Raw genomic sequence first — 17,490 nt, forward strand, 5'->3', positions numbered from 1 at the left:
GGGCGTTCAGGCACTGGACAAATTAAAATCCAGTCTGGATATATTTACCCAGATTGGAGTTCAGGGACTGGAAGAATTAAGAGCCAATCTGAATAGATTTGCGCAGGTGGGGATTCAGGCCATGGAGAATTTAAGAGATGGTTTGAAGGCATTTGCACAATTCGGAACCGAGGCTTTGGAAGCGCTAAGAGCCGCCATGGACTTTTTTGGTAAAACCGGAAACAAGGTTTTTGGTTCACTTAATGATGGCGCTGATTTGCTGTCGAATAAAGGAGGTAAAGATACCTTTGGAGGACAACGAAAAGGTTTGGGGGTATTAGGGAATATCGGTCAAAAGGTTTTTGGCGTTTTAGGTAATGGTATAAATATTCTGGCAAGTGTTGGTGTAAAAGGCCTGTCTTTTTTAAGTAGTGCTTTTAGTGTATTAGGTAAAGCAATGCTGTTTATTGGCCGAGCTATGATGGCGAACCCCATTCTTGCTATTATCGGCGTTATCGCAATGGCTGCTATTTATATTTGGCAGAATTGGGAAACATTAGGACCCAAATTCACTGCTTTGTGGGAAAACATCAAAAATGTTTGTAGCAATGCATGGCAGGGAATTAAAGACAGAGTCAGTGCTGCTTGGGAAGGTATTAAGAGTTATTTCATGGATGGGGGATTAATTGGTCTTATTTACCAAAATTGGGACACGATTAAAAAAAGCACTTTAGAAGCCTGGGAATCCGTTAAAGCTAAAATAGGTGAAGTTTGGGAGTCCGTTAAACAGAATACATTGGAAATTTGGGAGAGCGTTAAAAAATCAATTTCAGATAGATGGAATGAAATTGTTGCTGATGTTCAGGCTATTCCTGAAAAATTAAAACAGGCTGGTTCGAATATGATCGACAGTTTGTTATCTGGTATTCAAGAAAAATGGGAGAACCTGAAAAATAAATTTGCCTCTATTACTGATTGGTTTAAATCGTGGTGGTCTGATGATGAGAAAAAAGAGGTCACGTTAAAAAAATCAGAGGAAGTTACCAAGAGCGAAACAGCTAAACAGGCGAAGCAGATTGCTCAATACGATACAGGCGGGAATATTCCGGCTGGAGAATTCGGCATCGCGGGTGAGCGTGGCCCTGAAATTATCAGAGGGCCGGCAAGTGTGATCAGTCGGAGAAATACAGCGAAATATGCTGCCGCTGGTGTTGCTCTTAGCACAATGTCACTACCGGTTGCGGCGCAGGATGCACCATTCCACGCGCAGAGTTTACCTGCTCACGCGTATGAGGAAGTGCAGGCGAAACGGGAGCGGAGTCAGCCACAGCAATACAGTGGCGCGGCACCGCAATATAACATCTATGTCTATGGCTCCCAGGGACAATCCGCGCAGGATATTGCCCGTATGGTCAGGCAGGAATTGGAACAAAGGGAACGCATACAACAGGCTCGTACGCGTAGCTCATTTTCAGACAGAGGAGAAGATTTCTCATGATGGCTGCACTTGGTTTATTTGTTTTTATGCTGAAAACAACGCCCTATCAGACTTTTCAATATAAACAGAGTTGGCGACATGCCTTTAACAGCCGCGTGGGAGCGCGGCCTGCATGGCAGTTTGTCGGTTCAGACAATGATACGATCACGCTATCAGGGGAGCTTTATCCTGAACTGACAGGGGGTTCACTTTCATTAACCGCATTGAAATTGATGGCTGATAGTGGCAAGGCGTGGTCTTTTATTGATGGCAGTGGTGCCATTTACGGTATGTTCGTTATCGAAAGCATTGATGAGACAAAAACAGAATTTATGTCAGGCGGTGCGGCCAGAAAAATCAGTTTTACGCTGACTTTGCGACGTGTTGACAATAATTTGTTTGAAATGTTGGGCGATTTGCAGGATCAGCTTTCTGATATCAAGAAAGATTTACCTAATTTGCCAAAGAAACTTTCTGCATCCAAAGATGATGTTGTGGGTAAAGTCAAGGAAGTGTTCTCATGATTGATTCTGAAAAGTGGATACCCGACACGGATTGGATTCCTCAATTTGATTTGGTCACTGGAAAAACCAGTAAGCCTGCTTTTCGGCTGGAAATCAACAACCAGGATATCAGTGGAAAGATTCAATCACGCCTGATGTCATTAACATTGACGGATAATCGTGGTTTGGAATCAGACCAGCTCGATATTGAGTTGGATGATGCGGACGGAATGCTGAAGCTGCCTCGTCGTGGCGATATTCTTATCTTAGAACTGGGGTGGCATGGCCACTCCTTAACACCGAAAGGAAAATTTGTTGTTGATGAAATTGAACATAGTGGTGCGCCCGATCGATTAACCATTCGTGCCCGCAGTGCAGATTTTCGTGGTGATCTGAATACGAAAAAGGAAATTTCTTACCATAAATGCACGCTAGGCAGTATTGTCAGTACCATTGCTGCCCGAAATAAATTGGCATTTAAGATCAGCTCAGAGTTGGAAAATATCTCTGTGCATATCGATCAAACCAATGAATCTGACATGAGCTTTTTGACTCGACTGGCAAAACAAGAAGGTGCAATCGCTTCAGTCAAAAATGGCGAATTATTGTTTGTTCAGCAAGGGCAGAATAAAACAGTGAGTGGTCAGAATATTCAGACTGTGCTGATCACGCGTCAGTCAGGGGATAGTCACAGATTTTCTCTGTCCGATCGTGAGGCCTATACTGGTGTTGTTGCCCAATGGATGGATACACGTACAGCAACTAAACAGACGGTTAAACTGAGGCGAAAGGAATCAGAGGAAGGAAAAGCTGAACTTGTCGTTGAATATGAAAGTAGTCGCCAATCATCAGGCAAAAGTTCTTCTCAAACAGACAAAAAAACCACTAGAAAAGAGGCGGCTTCTTCCGGGAAAAAGCAACCACAATCCTCTAAAAAAGACAAAGATCTTAAACCTAAACCACCTGCACCTGGCAAAGTTAATTTGGCGAAGAAAAAACCAAAAACGAAAGGTCGTGGGAAGCCAGCTTATATTAAAAAGGGGAGTAAAAAGAAAAGCAAAAACAAAGGTAACGGCAGTATCGAGATAGAAGCAAATTTCGATATTGCAGCAAGCTCATCTTATGAAGAACAGCGTGAATCAACGGTTGAACACCATCAAACAACGACGGTACAGCAAGAATCTGCAAGCTATTTGGTGGGAACTCAGGAGAATACTCTGGCGCTTTCGCGTATTTATTCTGACAAAGAAAGTGCAGAGCGTGCCGCTATCGCTGCTTGGAAAAAAATACAACGAGGTGCTGCGCAGTTCTCTATCACATTAGCATTGGGGCGTGCTGATATTTATCCTGAAATGCCCATCCAGTTAGAAGGGTTTAAGCCAGAAATTGATGGAACTGACTGGACCTTGGTCAAAGTCACTCATACGCTCAATGACAGTGGTTTTACGACATCATTAGATCTCGAAATAAAAAGCGACTAATTTGAAATGAGTACTTGATCTCTATATGAGATCTTTGATATATTGTTCACCAGACGAGACGGTGTTATTTCAAGACAGTTATTTCAAGATAACGATTTCAGAAAGGTGAACAATATGATTAAGTGTCCTCTGTGTGATCAATCAGCGCATACACGTAGCAGCTTTGAGCATTCGAGCCAAACAAAGGAGCGCTATAACCAATGTCAGAATATCAATTGTGGGGCAACGTTCGTCAGCCATGAAACCTTTGTCCGTTTCATTTCTAAGCCAGGTGAAGTCCAGAATGTGACGCCACATCCAAGGGCAAAAACCAAGAGACAACCTCGCCAGAAAGCAGCTGCCGTACAATAAATAACGAAAAAATTATTGCTCCAGTTTTTTTGCCACCGTTATGGTGGCTTTTTTTTTGATGCTGGACTGAAGGGGTTCTCTATTCGAGAACTTTTTGTGACGCCCACTCGTCAACAAAGTAGGCGTCAAAACCATTTAACTGTTTATTTCTGGTTCTGATATTGTTCCTGCAAAATCCTTTGCATTTCATCTTTGATGTGTAGTTTTTCTTTTTTCAGACGCACAACTTTATCGTTGTAACCTGCACCATTTGGGCCTTCAAGTTGGGCTATCTCGTGGTCAAGTCGGTTATGTTTTTCAAACAGGGATTGGAAGCGGGGATGAGACTCTTTCAGGTTGGATACTAAATCACGATATTCTGGAAACATAAAACCTCCTATACGAAATTCACTACCACACTCAATGAGAGTGTAGCAGGTCATTTTAATATCAGATTTGAGAAATATCACATAAAAAAGAACTGGTAGAACCTGTTCATCTGGTTGGTGATTAATAAAAATTAACATTGATTATGAGTAATAGATTTTTTCTTATTTGATGCCTTTAAGAATCAGTGCCTTGCCAAAAAACATAATTTACCCCAATTTTTTTGTTGTTATTATCTAGTCTCCTTTTTAAACATATTCAGAGGTAATATATGAAAAAATATCTATTTCCTTTAGCTGCATTGATGGTATCAACTTCGGTTTTTGCCGACAAAAAACTGGAAGACATCGCCCCTTATCCTGCGCCTTCTGAGAAAATGGCTCGTAGCGTGATTGAATTGCCTCAGAAAGAACATGAAAACGGCTATATAGTTGAGTTGGTGATTGGCAAAGATATGAAAGTGGATTGTAATCATCACTGGTTTGGCGGTCAGTTGGAGACTAAAACGCTGGAAGGTTGGGGATATGACTATTATGTGCTAAATAATGTGACGGGTCCCGCTTCAACAAAAATGGCTTGTCCAAATGAAGAAGAAACAGTGCGTTTTGTTCAGGTTCAGTTAGGTAAGGATGCTTTTATCCGTTATAACAGCAAATTACCTATCGTAGTATATACGCCAAAATCGTTGACCGTTAAATATCGTATTTGGCAAGCCTCGGATGAGGTAAAAAAAGCAGTTATCAAATAAATTTTTTGATTAACTAAAATAAACAACCTGGGTTGTTATATTAAACTCAGGTTGTTTAAAAATGCATTTCTTCGTTGCTTATTGTTAATGTAACAATATACCAATTCAATTTCAGGGTGCGTGTTATATTTCCCTGCTGCGCGGGGAAATATAAGGCCTCTCGTCGTCTGGCGGATTGCAACTTGAAGTTTATCGAGTATAAATCAATTTATATTGATTTTTTCTTTATTTTTCTGTCTGTGGTTCCTTGCCCATAATTAAAAACACTAACTAAACTGTTTGTGGATTCTTTTGCATTCATGCAAATCTCATTGAGGAATCATCGAATGTTTAAAAAGTTATCGGCAGAGTTTTTGGGGACTTTTTGGTTGGTGTTTGGTGGATGTGGTAGTGCTGTTTTAGCTGCGGCATTTCCACAGCTGGGGATTGGTTTTGTCGGCGTATCTCTGGCTTTTGGTTTAACGGTGGTAACGATGGCCTATGCCGTAGGGCATATTTCAGGAGGGCATTTTAATCCGGCGGTAACATTGGGATTGTTCGCTGGCGGGCGTATTTCAGCTAAAGATGTTATTCCTTATATTATTGCCCAGATCATAGGAGGAATTGCGGCAGCCGCAGTACTGTACCTTATCGCCAGCGGTAAAAGTGGTTTTGATGCAACGGCAAGTGGTTTTGCATCTAATGGCTATGGTGAACATTCTCCTGATGGTTTTTCATTACAAGCTGCAATTATTATTGAATTAGTATTAACCGGTTTTTTCTTGATTGTCATTCTTGGAGCAACAGATAAAAATGCACCGGCAGGTTTTGCACCATTGGCTATCGGTTTAGCATTGACACTTATTCACTTAATCAGTATTCCAGTCACAAATACTTCGGTTAACCCGGCAAGAAGTACTGCGGTTGCTATTTTTCAGGGGACCTGGGCCTTGGAGCAGCTTTGGGTATTTTGGTTGATTCCATTAATTGGCGGTACTATCGGTGGATTGATATACCGGACACTCTTACAGAAAGATGATTCATCCGTTAATTGATATTTCCCTCATTTTGATTAAGCCATGTTATAGCATGGCTTTTTTTATTCCTTTTTATGGTAGATTTATTCACATTTCAAGCTCTTCTTAAAAGGAAAAATGATGGAACAAAATATAACATGGGAACGGGGTGAATATTGGATCACAACGGATAAGAGTAAGATCGATATGCATTTCGTTCATAGTGAATTAACGCAATTATTTTGGGCGCGGGGTGTTGAGTTGGATAAAGTCAAAACTGCAATAGAAAATAGTTTATGCTTTGCATTATTTCATCGTGATAAAGCAATTGGTTTTGCAAGATTAGTAACTGATTTTTCAATGTTTTCTTATCTTTCTGATGTGTTTATTATCGATGACTATCAGAAGAAAGGATTAGGGCGTTGGTTGGTAGAATGTGTTTTACAGCATCCGATTATTCCCCATGTAAAACATGTGATGTTGGTGACTTCTCATGCAGGTTGGCTTTATAAGAAACTGGGATTTTCACCTGTCGTAGAGCAGGATTTTGTATGGACATTAGACAAAACGAAAATCCCTGGAGTACCTCAATAAGTGTTAAGAAAGCAGGCGGCTATTATTAGTGTTTGGATAATACCGCCTGCGCTGTTTATATCCACTCATTAGAAATAAAAATTCACGCTGAAAATAAATATCATCATCTATTAGCCGTATTATTTTCTTTATATAAGGTGAAAATATCAGGTAATAAAGTTGTTAAGCCAATGAAAGCCATCAATGCACCAACCCATAGTGGAGCCTGCAATCCCCAGCCTAAATCAATACACAATCCACCAAGAAAAGAGCCGATGACCACACCCAGCGTTATCACGGAGGAGTGAATTGTATTAACCAGTGGGCGACTATTAGCTGTTCGCATCACCCGAATGACCATAGCTGGGTTCATCGTTACTCCGACTAATCCGATACCAATTAGGGATAAGGCTGCAAGTGATTTGTTATCAGCAAACAAACCAAAGAGCAGGAGAAATAGGGTAAGAGAAATTAAGCCGATGGTTAAGACTGTGATTATATGGCGATCTGCGAATTTACCTACCACGATATTGCCCACTATTGTGGCGATACCATAGAGAATCAGCAAACTGGCGATCATATCATCACTATAACCCGTTACCTCTTTTAATATTGGTATAAAGTAAGTAAATGCCGCAAAAGTTGCCCCGATAATCAGCAAGCTGGTGGAAAAAACACACCATAATTTCAGATTTTTTAGTTCTCTTAGTTCCGCACGTAAACTAATAGCAGGGATTTTGGGGATAGAGGGAAGGTAAAATATGCTGATAACACTTGCTATTGTGGCTAATACACTGGTTGTCCAAAAACTTTCTCTCCAATCGACATATGTGCCTATTAAGTTAGCCATGGGTAGCCCTAAGATCGTTCCCAACATAATGCCGGAAAGTACAATAGAAATTGCCCATGCTCGTTGCTGTTCCCTTACGATTTCCACACAGATTGCCAGTGCAACACCAAAGAAGGCTCCCGAAGCGGCACCAGTAATAATCCTTGCGACCATTAGCATGGGATAGGAATTTGCAAGTGCACCAAGGATTTCACCGATAATGAAAGTCACGTATAGGCTAATTAATGCTGTTTTGGGGGATGTTTTTAATAATCCCGTAGCGAGAAGTGGGCCACCAAACGCCATGGCTAAAGCATATAAGGAAACAAGATAACCAATTTGAGAAATGGATACGCCTAAATCGTAAGCCATAATTGGTACCATTCCCGTCACTTGAAATTCACTAGTCACTATAGTGAAGATACCGATGGTTAGGATGTAAATGGCCAGAGGAATCGATTTATGCTTTTTCGTAGTATGGCAATTATTCATATTACTAGGGCTTAAGTTTTCCATAATTAGCGTCTTTTGTTGATCATTTATGTAGTAGGGATTACAAAATTATATGACTTGCGAAAATGGGTCAATATATTTATGTTATAGTTACTACAAAAATAACAATGGTACATATGATGGCACAACGAGGACGTCCTTTAAGTTTTAATCGTGATATTGCGCTTCAACAAGCAATGGAGCTGTTTTGGAATAAAGGTTATGAAGGTACACAACTTGTTGATCTCACGGTTGCGATGAATATCAACCCACCGAGTTTCTATTCGGCATTTGGCAGTAAGAAAAAAGCCTTTTATGCAGCGGTTGAACTCTATATTAAAACAGTCGGGGCTAAAGCAATGGACAGTCTTAATGAAGCTGTTAGTGTAAGGGAAGGTGTGCGAGCAATGTTAGAGTGCTCTATCGAGGTGGTGACTTCGAACCGATCCGGCGGCTGTTTGCTGATTTTAGGAGTGATTAACCATTCTCAAGAAAATGAGGATGTTCATGCTTATCTTAAAACTGTGCGTAAAAACACACTCGCATTGATTCATAGTCGGATAGAAAAAGGGGTAAAAGATGGTGAGTTACCCGATGATACCAATGTTGGAAAATTGGCATCATATTTTTTGGGGATTATACAGGCCATTTCATTGCAGTCACGTGATGGCGTGTCAAAAGAAGAACTGATGAGTTTGATTGAGCCGGCAATGACTGCAATACCTTCTTAAATTAATTGATACCAGAAAGCCAGTACTTGCAACCCAACCAGTACCAATCATCACGACCCTGGGTTTGATAAATTTGATCATGTCATGCAGGGTATCACCTGCTTCAACGTGCCCACCTTGACTATTGATAAATATTTTTATTGGATCACTACTGATTTCCTGAAAAATTATTAGCTGCGTTATTACCTTTTCAGCGAGTTGTTGATTAATTTCTCCCGCAATAATAACGCAGCGCGATTTAATGAGTTGATTTTGAGTATATGGGGTTGTTGCTCCCTCGTTTTCGGATTTATTGGTAAATTCGTTATGCATTATTTTTTATTCCGTAACAAATAATGTTGGATATATAAATAATATAGATTTAAAAAATAATATTTTCTAAAAAATTTGAACTTTATTTTTGTTTTGTAACATCATCAAAAAAATTGAATTAAATTTTTAAAAATTTTAATTTTTTTATGAAATTATAATGATATATATTTATGTTCATGATTTTTATGGTTGTATAACACATGTAATAAAAAGAGATACAATAAAAAAACTCAGTGTATTTGTGGTTGAATTTGGTTGTATATTGTAACTTCCATGCTGTAAGTTTTATTTCTGTGTTTTTTTATATATTTGAAAGCATGTGAGCTGATGTTTTATACCCAGCAATATCGCCAATTGCATTAATTAGCCGTGATGTAAATGTAATAAATTAGGAATGAATTATGGAACATCTTGACATAGAAGAAGTGTCTGACAAAATTTTACACGAATTATTGCAGTATCGACGTCGTTTTCCTGAGTCTGAATATACACTTCAAGATGAAGAAAAAAAGGTTTCCGAGGTTCAGCTACCACGTATCCGTGCATTTGTGGAGCAAGGGAAACCTATCGAATGTATTTTACCTGCCTTTCCGACAAAATCCCCCAATCCTAGAAAAGTATTGGGTAAAATGCCGGATATGGCAGAAAAATTATCACTGATTTTTCTGAATTCCCTTTGTCAGCGTATTCAGCTTTATTATCCACCTGGGGCAAATATTGTTATTTGTTCTGATGGTCATGTTTTTAGTGATCTTATTCTTGTCGATGATGACACAATTACCCATTATCAATTAGAAATTGAAAAATTGTTGCATGAACTGGGCGCGACTCATCTTTCAGTTTTTAATCTTGGTAACGTTGAATCACTAACGCAATATACTAATGATTACGATCAACTGCGTGAATTATTGGTTAGTCGTTACGCCTCTTCAATCGAGGAGATCAAAGAAGAACTTAAAAAAACGGAAGAAGGTGTTCAATTATATCGGGCGATTACTCGTTTTCTTTATGAAGATAGCTTATTGCCGGAATATACAGGTTCAAAAAATGCGTTGCAAAAAGATGCACGCCAGCGCTCGGCTGGGGTTATTCAACGTAGCTGGGCGTGGGGTAATTTGTTGGCAGAACAGTTCCCTTTGGCGATCCGTCTTTCTATTCACCCGCAGCCCGTGGACAGTATCAAAATTGGTATTCATATGATGCCAACCCGCGATGATTGGTTGACGCCGTGGCACGGCGTTGCGGCCAATATTAATGGTCAGTTTGTACTGATGAAAAGCGATGAAGTGAAAAAGATGAATGGAAAGCTGATCGAAATTCGGGGTGTTCCAAGCCATTACGTGATTGAAATGTCATCAGAAGAAAACCCGCAAACAGAATTCCAAACAGCGACAGCATAAGCAGAATAACCACGTGGTATACCGTATTTTAGAGAGAGAAATCATGAATACCTATGAACTTGATTGTCATATTGAGGCGATGAAACCTTTTGGCGTATTAATTACGCCCAATTACCCTGAGCAGGATATTACCGCACTGTCGGTTGATGCTTTGCGTGAATTAGCCCGAACTCATCTGCTGGTTGTATTGCGTGGCTTTCAATCCGGTTTTACGGATAAAGAGAAATTAGCGGAATATTCTGGCCGTTGGGGTGAAATCATGATGTGGCCATTTGGTGCTGTATTGGATGTTATGGAGTCTCCGAAACCCTCTGACCATGTTCTGGATAGCAGTAGTGTACCGTTGCATTGGGATGGAATGTATAGGGAAACGATCCCTGAATTTCAGATATTTCACTGTGTATCTGCCCCCGAAGCGGCTCAAGGAGGGCGCACCACGTTTGTCAACACGGAACAATTGATTACTGAGACCAGTGATGATGAGCGTAATGCATGGAAAAATACGACTATTACTTACCGTACAAGACGAGTGACACATTATGGCGGCGAAGTGACTTCACCGTTGGTTTGTCTTCATCCCGACGGTAAAAAATGGGTGATGCGTTATAATGAGCCGATGGGCAAAGAAGATGTGAAGTATGCTGATCATCACGCTTTGAAGATAGATGGCATGTCACACGAAGAGCAACAAGCTCTTGAGGAAACATTGTATAACCGATTGTATGATCCGCGTTATTTCTACGCCCACCAATGGCAGTCTGGTGACATTGCGGTTTGCGATAACTTCACTTTATTACATGGACGTGAAGCTTTTATTTCCCGTTCTCCTCGTCATATTCAACGGGTGCATATCCACGGCGTGCCCGTGTGTAAAAATCACAGCTTCCGTACTATTTCTGTTTCCGGTTCTGTTTCCAGTGCCGATTAAGTAGACGTTACCTTGAAGGAGGTTTGATTAATGTCGCGTATTGTCTTAGCTGCGGTTGCAACGCCTGGTCATGTTTTACCAATATTCACTATTGCGGAGCATTTAATAGGACAGGGACACGATGTCACAATATTCAGTGGTTCCTTGTTTCAACAGAAGGGAGAAGCGTTAGGAGCCACTTTTATTCCTTTCGATAAGCAAGTCGATGTGGATTACCGCTATCTGGAAAAATATTTTCCCGAACGGGCAGAACATCCACCGGGAAATACTCAGATGGCACTATCGCTAAGGCGATTTTTTGCCGAACCTATTCCTGTGTTATCGAAACAATTGATGCAAGTGATCGAAGAAGGACAAGCTGACCTGCTCATTATCGATAATACCTTTTATTCAGTGCTGCCGTTATTGCAGAAACCGGCTGAAAAACGTATTCCTGTCATTGCTATTGGTGTTTCTCCGCTGCCGTGGTCAGCAAAAGATGCCATATTCTGGGGGGCCAGGATCCCACCTGAATTATTACCTGCTGATTTAACACGCGAGCAATTGGTCGATGAGGAAACGCACCAATTAATTGAACAGGTCAGGGCCGCATTCAATCAGTCACTTGCTGCTGTAGATTGTCTCCCACTGACAGGAGATCATAATGATGTTTTGATGAGCGGAGTTGATCGTTTCTTACAACTGGCAACTCAGTCATTTGAATTTTCTCGTGATGATTTACCTGAAACGGTGGAGTTTATTGGCTCATTACCGGTGAAAGTGGAAGAGGATAAAACGCAAATCAGTTGGCCGGATGAGAGCCAGCCCTTGATTCTGGTGACTCAGGGAACACTGGCTAATATTGATTTTAGCCAATTGATATTACCGGCATTGCACGCATTGGCAACGTTGCCAGTTCGGGTATTAGCGATTACCGGTGGCCGTTCTATTGATGTCCTGGGCAACGATCTGCCAGAAAATGCCAGAGTGGTAGAGTATCTCAATTTTGAACACTGGCTTCCAAAATCATCAATTTTTATTACCAATGGTGGATATGGTTCACTGAATTCAGCCATTCGTCACGGTGTCCCTTTGGTGGTCGCGGGAACAGGAGATGGTAAGCTGGAGGCCGTCGCCCGCGTTATCTGGTCACGTTGTGGTATCAGTTTGCATACTGATACACCAAGTGAGCAGCAATTATATCAGGCGGTGACAAGGATATTATCTTCCCCGATATGGCACCAGCAGTCACAGATCATTAAGGCAGATTATGATGCCCATAATGCGTTGGCATCAATAACGCGTCATATTAATGAACTGATGACCCAATAGGTATTTTGAAAGCCGAAGGGGATAAAATAGAACGCGGTACGTTTTTCTTACCGCGTTCTTTTATGATTAGGCTTTTTCCCGCACGCCTTCAACGGAAATGATCAGTTCGACTTCCTGAGATTTTGGTCCCAGATCTTCTTTAATATTAAAGTCTTTTAGTCTGAGTTTGCCTGTCGCCTCAAAACCCGCGCGATATCCTCCCCACGGGTCGTTTCCGGCATTGATCAATTTTGCGTCTAGTGTGACAGGCTTGGTTACACCATTTAATGTGAGATCGCCGGTAATAAAGTAATGTTCACCTTCTTTCTTAACATTCGTTGATGTGAATTTAGCTTCAGGATATTTATTACTGTTCAAAAAGTCAGATCCACGTAAATGCTTATCTCGTTCGGCATGTTTGGTATCTACACTATCGGTTTTGATAACCACATTCACTTTATCGTTTGCCGGATTTTGCGGATCAAAAGTAAAGTTACCATCGAAATCCTTAAAACCCCCATAAAGCCAGCTAAATCCTAAATGCTGAATACGAAATTCAATAAAGGCATGTTGGCCTATTTTATCGAACTTATAATCAGCAGCGAGTGCGCTTCCTGTACTCATAAGCCATCCCCCTACGGTCAGGGCTACTAGCGTCTTTTTCAGCATAATAATTCTCCAAAAGTCATTTTAATTTGGTTTGTAACCAAACATTCTTTTTAGGGTGGTGTCACTTTCAATAAAGTGATGTTTCAGTGCCGCAAGCCCATGTAATAGGGAGAGCACGACAACAATCCAGGCAAGATAAAGATGAATAACGCCCGCCGTATCAGCCTGTATGCCTTGACCTGTTAAGGTTGCAGGAATTTCAAACCAGCCAAAAATGCTGATAGGTTGCCCATCGGCGGTAGAAATAAGATATCCACTAAATAGAATACCAAATAAGGTGATGTAGAGAGTGAGTTGCATCAATTGTGAACTGAGGCGTATAAAAAGACTGTAGCTTGCCAAGGGTTTTGGTGGTGGCGAAATAAATCGCCATACTACCCGAATAATCATGACAATAAATAATAAACTACCTATACTTTTATGCAGCTCAGGAGCACGATGATACCAGTTATCGTAATAACTTAATGTGACCATCCATAATCCAAGTGCAAACATTCCATAAACAGCGAGTGCGGCTAGCCAATGAATTAAAATAGAAATATGGCCAAAGCTGGTGGAGGTGTTTTTGAATGACATATTATATCCTTATTTTTAATATAAAGATGTTTCTACAATATAGCCGAGAGTTTTTAAATTGCGTAGTGAATTAATTTCTTTATTTTATGTGTTATTTTATTTTTTATGGGGTGTTATTCTAATAATATGGTATTTTATAATGTATTAAATAATTCACTATTTTAATAGGAAAATATTAAATTTTATTTAATTACACTGTTTCATTATTATATACCAATCCAACTTCAAGATGCGTGTTATATTTCCCCGCGCAGCGGGGAAATATAAGGCCTCACGTCGTCTTGCGGATTGCAACTTGAAGTTTATCGAGTATAGAGAGAAAGACGATGTATACATTGTGGATAGCCAATAAAAATTACTCTTCCTGGTCACTGCGTCCGTGGATTTTGCTCAAAGTGTTGGATATACCTTTTAATGAAAAGTTGAGCTATTTTGAAGATGCTAAAAGCAGCCGTGAGAAATTCCAGGCATTTTCACCTACGGGTTTGGTTCCTTGTCTGATTGATGGAGAGATTACTGTCTGGGATTCTCTGGCAATTGTGGAATATCTTGCTGAAGAACATATACAAGTTTGGCCATCAGATAAAATAGCCAGGGCATGGGCGAGAAGTGCTGCGGCAGAAATGCATTCTGGATTTGCAACATTACGTCAGTTTTGCACGATGAATTGTTCTATTCGTAATGAGCTTAATGAAATAACACCCGAATTACAGTGCGATATTGAACGAATTGATGCACTTTGGGCAGAAGGGCTAACTAGGTTTGGGGGTGAATGGCTGGCGGGAGATAAATTTACGGCTGTTGATGCATTTTATGCCCCTGTGGTTTTCCGCGCCCAAACCTACGGATTGAAATTTTCTGCAATCAGTCAGGGATGGGTTGATCGTATGTCAAAACATCCTGCAATGGTGGAATGGGCAGAAGCTGCACGAAAAGAGCCTAAAATAACGCATTGATTGGTATAAAAGCGTTAATCTATTTATCTGGGAAAAAAAAGCTCCGTATAGGAACGGAGCTGAAATGGGTAAAAGTAGCTGGGAAAATGTAGTACAAAAGTATAATAACTCTGCGACATTAAATGCGGATTAAACAAAATGCAAGGTTGCATAAAAAACATCTAACCTTAGAAATATTATTGATCTCTCTCGGATTATCCCACCTTTGAAGTCTATCTCCGGCAGTATAATCAGTATTTTTAACAGTTATATAGACAATGGATAGTTAGAATGAAAAATTCAATTGTGGGATCGACTCTGGCTCTAGGTTTACTATTTTGCTCATGTACACAGGCAGAAGCTCAAGCTATCTCTGTAGGTTATGCACATATCAAACTACAACAAGAAAAAGCATTAAAGAGCGCAACACTAAATTATCGTTATGAACTTAATAATGAGTGGGGAATATTATCTTCATTTACCCTTGCTAAGGGCGAGAGAGAAGAGAGTGAAGAGGCTTACAAGGCAAAATTTAATTATTACTCATCTATGAAAGGTCCCACTTACCATATTAATGAATATATCAGCATGTATGGGCAAATGGGTATTGCTTCCCTTAAAGGGAAATTTACAGAAAATAATGATGATAGTGCTATTGAACAAAGTCATTTATCAAAAAGCACATCAGCATGGGGGAACGAGTTTTAATATCGGCTTTGGCTATCGTTTCTAATTTCTTAGTTTGGGCAAGTTGTTTCTGATTGCGAATACTTGGTATGGCTGATAGTGCATAACTGCGCTGTTTATCAACCGAGCCATACCAAATATCAATGGTTATCATAGGTTGATCCTTCATCCATTGACTAATGAGATATTGCATCCCGAATGGCTTCCAAGGCTGCGGGGTTCTCAATCAGGGCAATATCGCTTGGCTCACGTCCTTCACAAATAGCCTGCATGGTACGGCGCAACATTTTTCCTGAACGGGTTTTCGGTAATTGCGTCACAAAATAGACCCGAACCGGACGTCCGACGCTGCCGATTTTCTTATCAACCAATTCCATTAATGCTTTCTCCAATGTGGCAAAATGGTCAGCACTCTGGATTTCTCGTCCTTCTTTGAGGACAGCAAACGCCACGGCAGCTTGTCCCTTTATTTCATCCTTGACACCAATGACGGCAATTTCGGCGACATCTTCGTGGCTGGCAATGCACTCTTCAATCTCTCGTGTTCCCAAACGATGGCCGGAAACGTTAATCACATCATCCGAACGTCCCAGAATAAAATAATACCCCTCGCTGTCACGTATCCCCCAGTCAAATGTCGAATAAACTTGCTGGTCAAAGTGACTCCAGTAAGTATTAATGAAACGGGGATCGTCGCCATAGATGGTCTGGATGCAACCCGGTGGCAAAGGGCCTTTGATGACCAGCATTCCTTTTTCATTATCCCCACATTCCTGCCCCGTCAGTTCGTTGAGCAGTTTGACGTTAAAACCGTACATGGGAAAGCCGGTGCTGCCAAAACAGCCTGGCCTGTCATCCAGACTGCGGGCAATTGCCATAATGGGCCAGCCTGTTTCAGTTTGCCAGTAGTTATCAATGACAGGCACATTAATAGTTTCGGTAATCCAACGGGCGGTATGTTCATCAAGGGGTTCTCCCGCTAAATAGAGTGTTTCAAGCGATGAGATATCATATTTGGCGATACAATCCGTCGGGTATTTTTTCAGAACGCGGATTGCTGTAGGGGCAGAAAACATTCGGGTGACACGATGTTTTTCGACAATTTGCCACCAGATGCCCGCATCCGGGCGTATCGGGAGACCTTCATACATGATGGTAGCCATGCCGGCGATCAAGGGGGCATAGACAATATAAGAGTGCCCGACAACCCAGCCAATATCCGATGTGCAGAAAAAAACGCCGCCTGCCTTACCACCAAAAATAAGGTCCATTGATGTTGCCAGCGCTACGGCATAACCGCCGACATCACGTTGAACCCCTTTCGGGGTTCCGGTTGTACCTGATGTATAGAGCACACAAGACGTTTCATTGGAACCGAGCCAGGTGACAGGAACTTCCGCATCAAGATGCTGCTGCCGTAGTGTGGCAAAATCTATATCCCTGCCGTTCACCCAATGAATATCGGATAGCCCGCGATCTACCATCAAAACATGACGGGGCGTGTGCTTGGCTAACGCAATAGCTTCATCAAGCAGAGGTTTATAAGGAATGATTTTTCCCCCACGTGAACCCGCATCCGCTGAGACGACTAAAACCGGTTCGGCGTTATCTAATCGGGTAGCGAGACTGTGGGAAGCAAAACCGCCAAATACGACTGAATGGATTGCCCCAATACGGGCACAGGCCAGTAAAATAAACAGGGCTTCGGCCACCATTGGCATATAAACAACGACACGATCGCCTTTTTTTACGCCGAGCGACAACATGATGGCGGCGGCTCGATTCACTTCCCGATGTAATTCTTTATAGGTGAAAACTCGTTCGCTATTGGTTTTAGTTTCCGTTGAAATGGCAATCAGTGCTCTGGCATCGGGTTGGCTTTCCAACCAGCGGTCGAGTGCGTTGTAGCAGAGATTAGTTTTTCCCCCACAAAACCAACGGGCAAACGGGGGATGACTATGATCCAGCGCTTGTTCAAAAGGCTGTTGCCAGTGTATTCGTTCAGCCTGTTCTGCCCAGAAAGTAGCGGGATCATCAATTGAATGCTGATAGAAATCTTGGAATGACATAATCTCTCCTACATCCATCGCTCAGGGGTATATACCCGATAAACTTCAAGCTGCAATCCGCAAGACCTTATATTTCCCCGCTATGCGGGGAAATATAAC

General features: G+C 41.3%; 17 protein-coding genes and 2 pseudogenes. 13 read left to right on the forward strand and 6 right to left on the reverse strand.

Annotated elements, in window-relative coordinates; genetic code table 11:
* From ABLA76_RS05205 to ABLA76_RS05220, 4 genes and pseudogenes are all read left to right on the forward strand, one after another.
* Positions 1–1,477: pseudogene (locus ABLA76_RS05205) on the forward strand (phage tail protein); the annotation flags it as partial.
* Positions 1,474–1,980 carry a phage tail protein gene (locus ABLA76_RS05210; protein WP_047769640.1) on the forward strand — a complete coding sequence of 169 codons (507 nt, stop codon included), beginning with the start codon at positions 1,474–1,476 and terminating at the stop codon, positions 1,978–1,980. The pseudogene ABLA76_RS05205 and the gene ABLA76_RS05210, both read left to right, overlap by 4 nt.
* A complete protein-coding gene (locus tag ABLA76_RS05215; RefSeq protein WP_348987133.1) occupies positions 1,977–3,440 on the forward strand; it encodes a phage late control D family protein in 1,464 nt (487 codons plus the stop codon). The genes ABLA76_RS05210 and ABLA76_RS05215 overlap by 4 nt, the downstream gene beginning before the upstream one ends.
* A gap of 114 nt (positions 3,441–3,554) precedes the next feature.
* A complete protein-coding gene (locus ABLA76_RS05220; protein WP_047769644.1) occupies positions 3,555–3,791 on the forward strand; it encodes an ogr/Delta-like zinc finger family protein in 237 nt (78 codons plus the stop codon).
* Positions 3,792–3,934: 143 nt separating this feature from the next.
* Here the strand turns inward: ABLA76_RS05220 and ABLA76_RS05225 are convergent, their stop codons facing one another.
* Complete coding sequence (locus ABLA76_RS05225; protein ID WP_047769721.1) at positions 3,935–4,159, reverse strand: YdcH family protein; 225 nt, start codon at positions 4,157–4,159, stop codon at positions 3,935–3,937.
* Positions 4,160–4,428: 269 nt separating this feature from the next.
* On the opposite strand from ABLA76_RS05225, the gene eco reads away from it, so the two are divergent.
* The 3 genes from eco (at position 4,429) to ABLA76_RS05240 (ending at position 6,494) form a co-directional block, all read left to right on the forward strand.
* Entirely contained in the window at positions 4,429–4,905 is a 477-nt protein-coding gene (gene eco / locus ABLA76_RS05230; protein ID WP_047769646.1) for a serine protease inhibitor ecotin, read from the forward strand.
* Positions 4,906–5,231: 326 nt separating this feature from the next.
* Complete coding sequence (aqpZ, locus tag ABLA76_RS05235; RefSeq protein WP_348987134.1) at positions 5,232–5,939, forward strand: aquaporin Z; 708 nt, start codon at positions 5,232–5,234, stop codon at positions 5,937–5,939.
* A 102-nt stretch (positions 5,940–6,041) separates the two neighbouring features.
* Positions 6,042–6,494, forward strand: coding sequence for a GNAT family N-acetyltransferase (locus tag ABLA76_RS05240; protein ID WP_348987135.1), 453 nt, complete (start codon positions 6,042–6,044; stop codon positions 6,492–6,494).
* 103 nt (positions 6,495–6,597) lie between these two features.
* On the opposite strand, the gene ABLA76_RS05245 is transcribed toward ABLA76_RS05240, so the two are convergent.
* Positions 6,598–7,818 (reverse strand): MFS transporter, encoded by a 1,221-nt coding sequence (locus ABLA76_RS05245; protein WP_348987136.1) that lies wholly within the window; start codon positions 7,816–7,818, stop codon positions 6,598–6,600.
* Positions 7,819–7,931: 113 nt separating this feature from the next.
* On the opposite strand from ABLA76_RS05245, the gene ABLA76_RS05250 reads away from it, so the two are divergent.
* Positions 7,932–8,525, forward strand: a complete 594-nt coding sequence (locus tag ABLA76_RS05250) for a TetR/AcrR family transcriptional regulator (protein WP_348987137.1) — start codon at positions 7,932–7,934, stop codon at positions 8,523–8,525.
* An 18-nt stretch (positions 8,526–8,543) separates the two neighbouring features.
* Here ABLA76_RS05250 and ABLA76_RS05255 read toward each other — a convergent pair.
* A pseudogene (locus ABLA76_RS05255) lies at positions 8,544–8,837 on the reverse strand (ATP-dependent Clp protease proteolytic subunit); the annotation flags it as partial.
* Positions 8,838–9,238: 401 nt separating this feature from the next.
* Between ABLA76_RS05255 and pvcA the strand changes: the two are divergent.
* The 3 genes from pvcA to ABLA76_RS05270 are packed head-to-tail and all read left to right on the forward strand — an operon-like array spanning position 9,239 to position 12,476.
* On the forward strand, positions 9,239–10,237 hold the full coding sequence (pvcA, locus tag ABLA76_RS05260) for an L-tyrosine isonitrile synthase (RefSeq protein ID WP_047769654.1): 999 nt from the start codon (positions 9,239–9,241) through the stop codon (positions 10,235–10,237).
* Between the two features lie 43 nt (positions 10,238–10,280).
* Positions 10,281–11,165, forward strand: a complete 885-nt coding sequence (gene pvcB, locus ABLA76_RS05265; protein WP_348987138.1) for a tyrosine isonitrile desaturase/decarboxylase — start codon at positions 10,281–10,283, stop codon at positions 11,163–11,165.
* 30 nt (positions 11,166–11,195) lie between these two features.
* Positions 11,196–12,476 (forward strand): nucleotide disphospho-sugar-binding domain-containing protein, encoded by a 1,281-nt coding sequence (locus ABLA76_RS05270; RefSeq protein ID WP_348987139.1) that lies wholly within the window; start codon positions 11,196–11,198, stop codon positions 12,474–12,476.
* 66 nt (positions 12,477–12,542) lie between these two features.
* Here the strand turns inward: ABLA76_RS05270 and ABLA76_RS05275 are convergent, their stop codons facing one another.
* Both ABLA76_RS05275 and ABLA76_RS05280 read right to left on the reverse strand, forming a co-directional pair.
* On the reverse strand, positions 12,543–13,124 hold the full coding sequence (locus ABLA76_RS05275) for a YceI family protein (protein ID WP_348987140.1): 582 nt from the start codon (positions 13,122–13,124) through the stop codon (positions 12,543–12,545).
* 21 nt (positions 13,125–13,145) lie between these two features.
* Complete coding sequence (locus ABLA76_RS05280) at positions 13,146–13,700, reverse strand: cytochrome b (RefSeq protein ID WP_348987141.1); 555 nt, start codon at positions 13,698–13,700, stop codon at positions 13,146–13,148.
* Between the two features lie 326 nt (positions 13,701–14,026).
* Here ABLA76_RS05280 and ABLA76_RS05285 point away from each other — a divergent pair, with 326 nt between their 5' ends.
* Positions 14,027–14,656 (forward strand): glutathione S-transferase family protein, encoded by a 630-nt coding sequence (locus tag ABLA76_RS05285; RefSeq protein WP_348987142.1) that lies wholly within the window; start codon positions 14,027–14,029, stop codon positions 14,654–14,656.
* Between the two features lie 270 nt (positions 14,657–14,926).
* Entirely contained in the window at positions 14,927–15,343 is a 417-nt protein-coding gene (locus ABLA76_RS05290; protein WP_348987143.1) for an Ail/Lom family outer membrane beta-barrel protein, read from the forward strand.
* A gap of 155 nt (positions 15,344–15,498) precedes the next feature.
* Here the strand turns inward: ABLA76_RS05290 and ABLA76_RS05295 are convergent, their stop codons facing one another.
* A complete protein-coding gene (locus tag ABLA76_RS05295; RefSeq protein ID WP_348987144.1) occupies positions 15,499–17,391 on the reverse strand; it encodes a propionate--CoA ligase in 1,893 nt (630 codons plus the stop codon).
* Positions 17,392–17,490 lie beyond the last annotated feature (99 nt).

Origin of the sequence: Xenorhabdus sp. SGI240 (assembly GCF_040081915.1) — a bacterium.
GTDB lineage: Bacteria > Pseudomonadota > Gammaproteobacteria > Enterobacterales > Enterobacteriaceae > Xenorhabdus > Xenorhabdus bakwenae.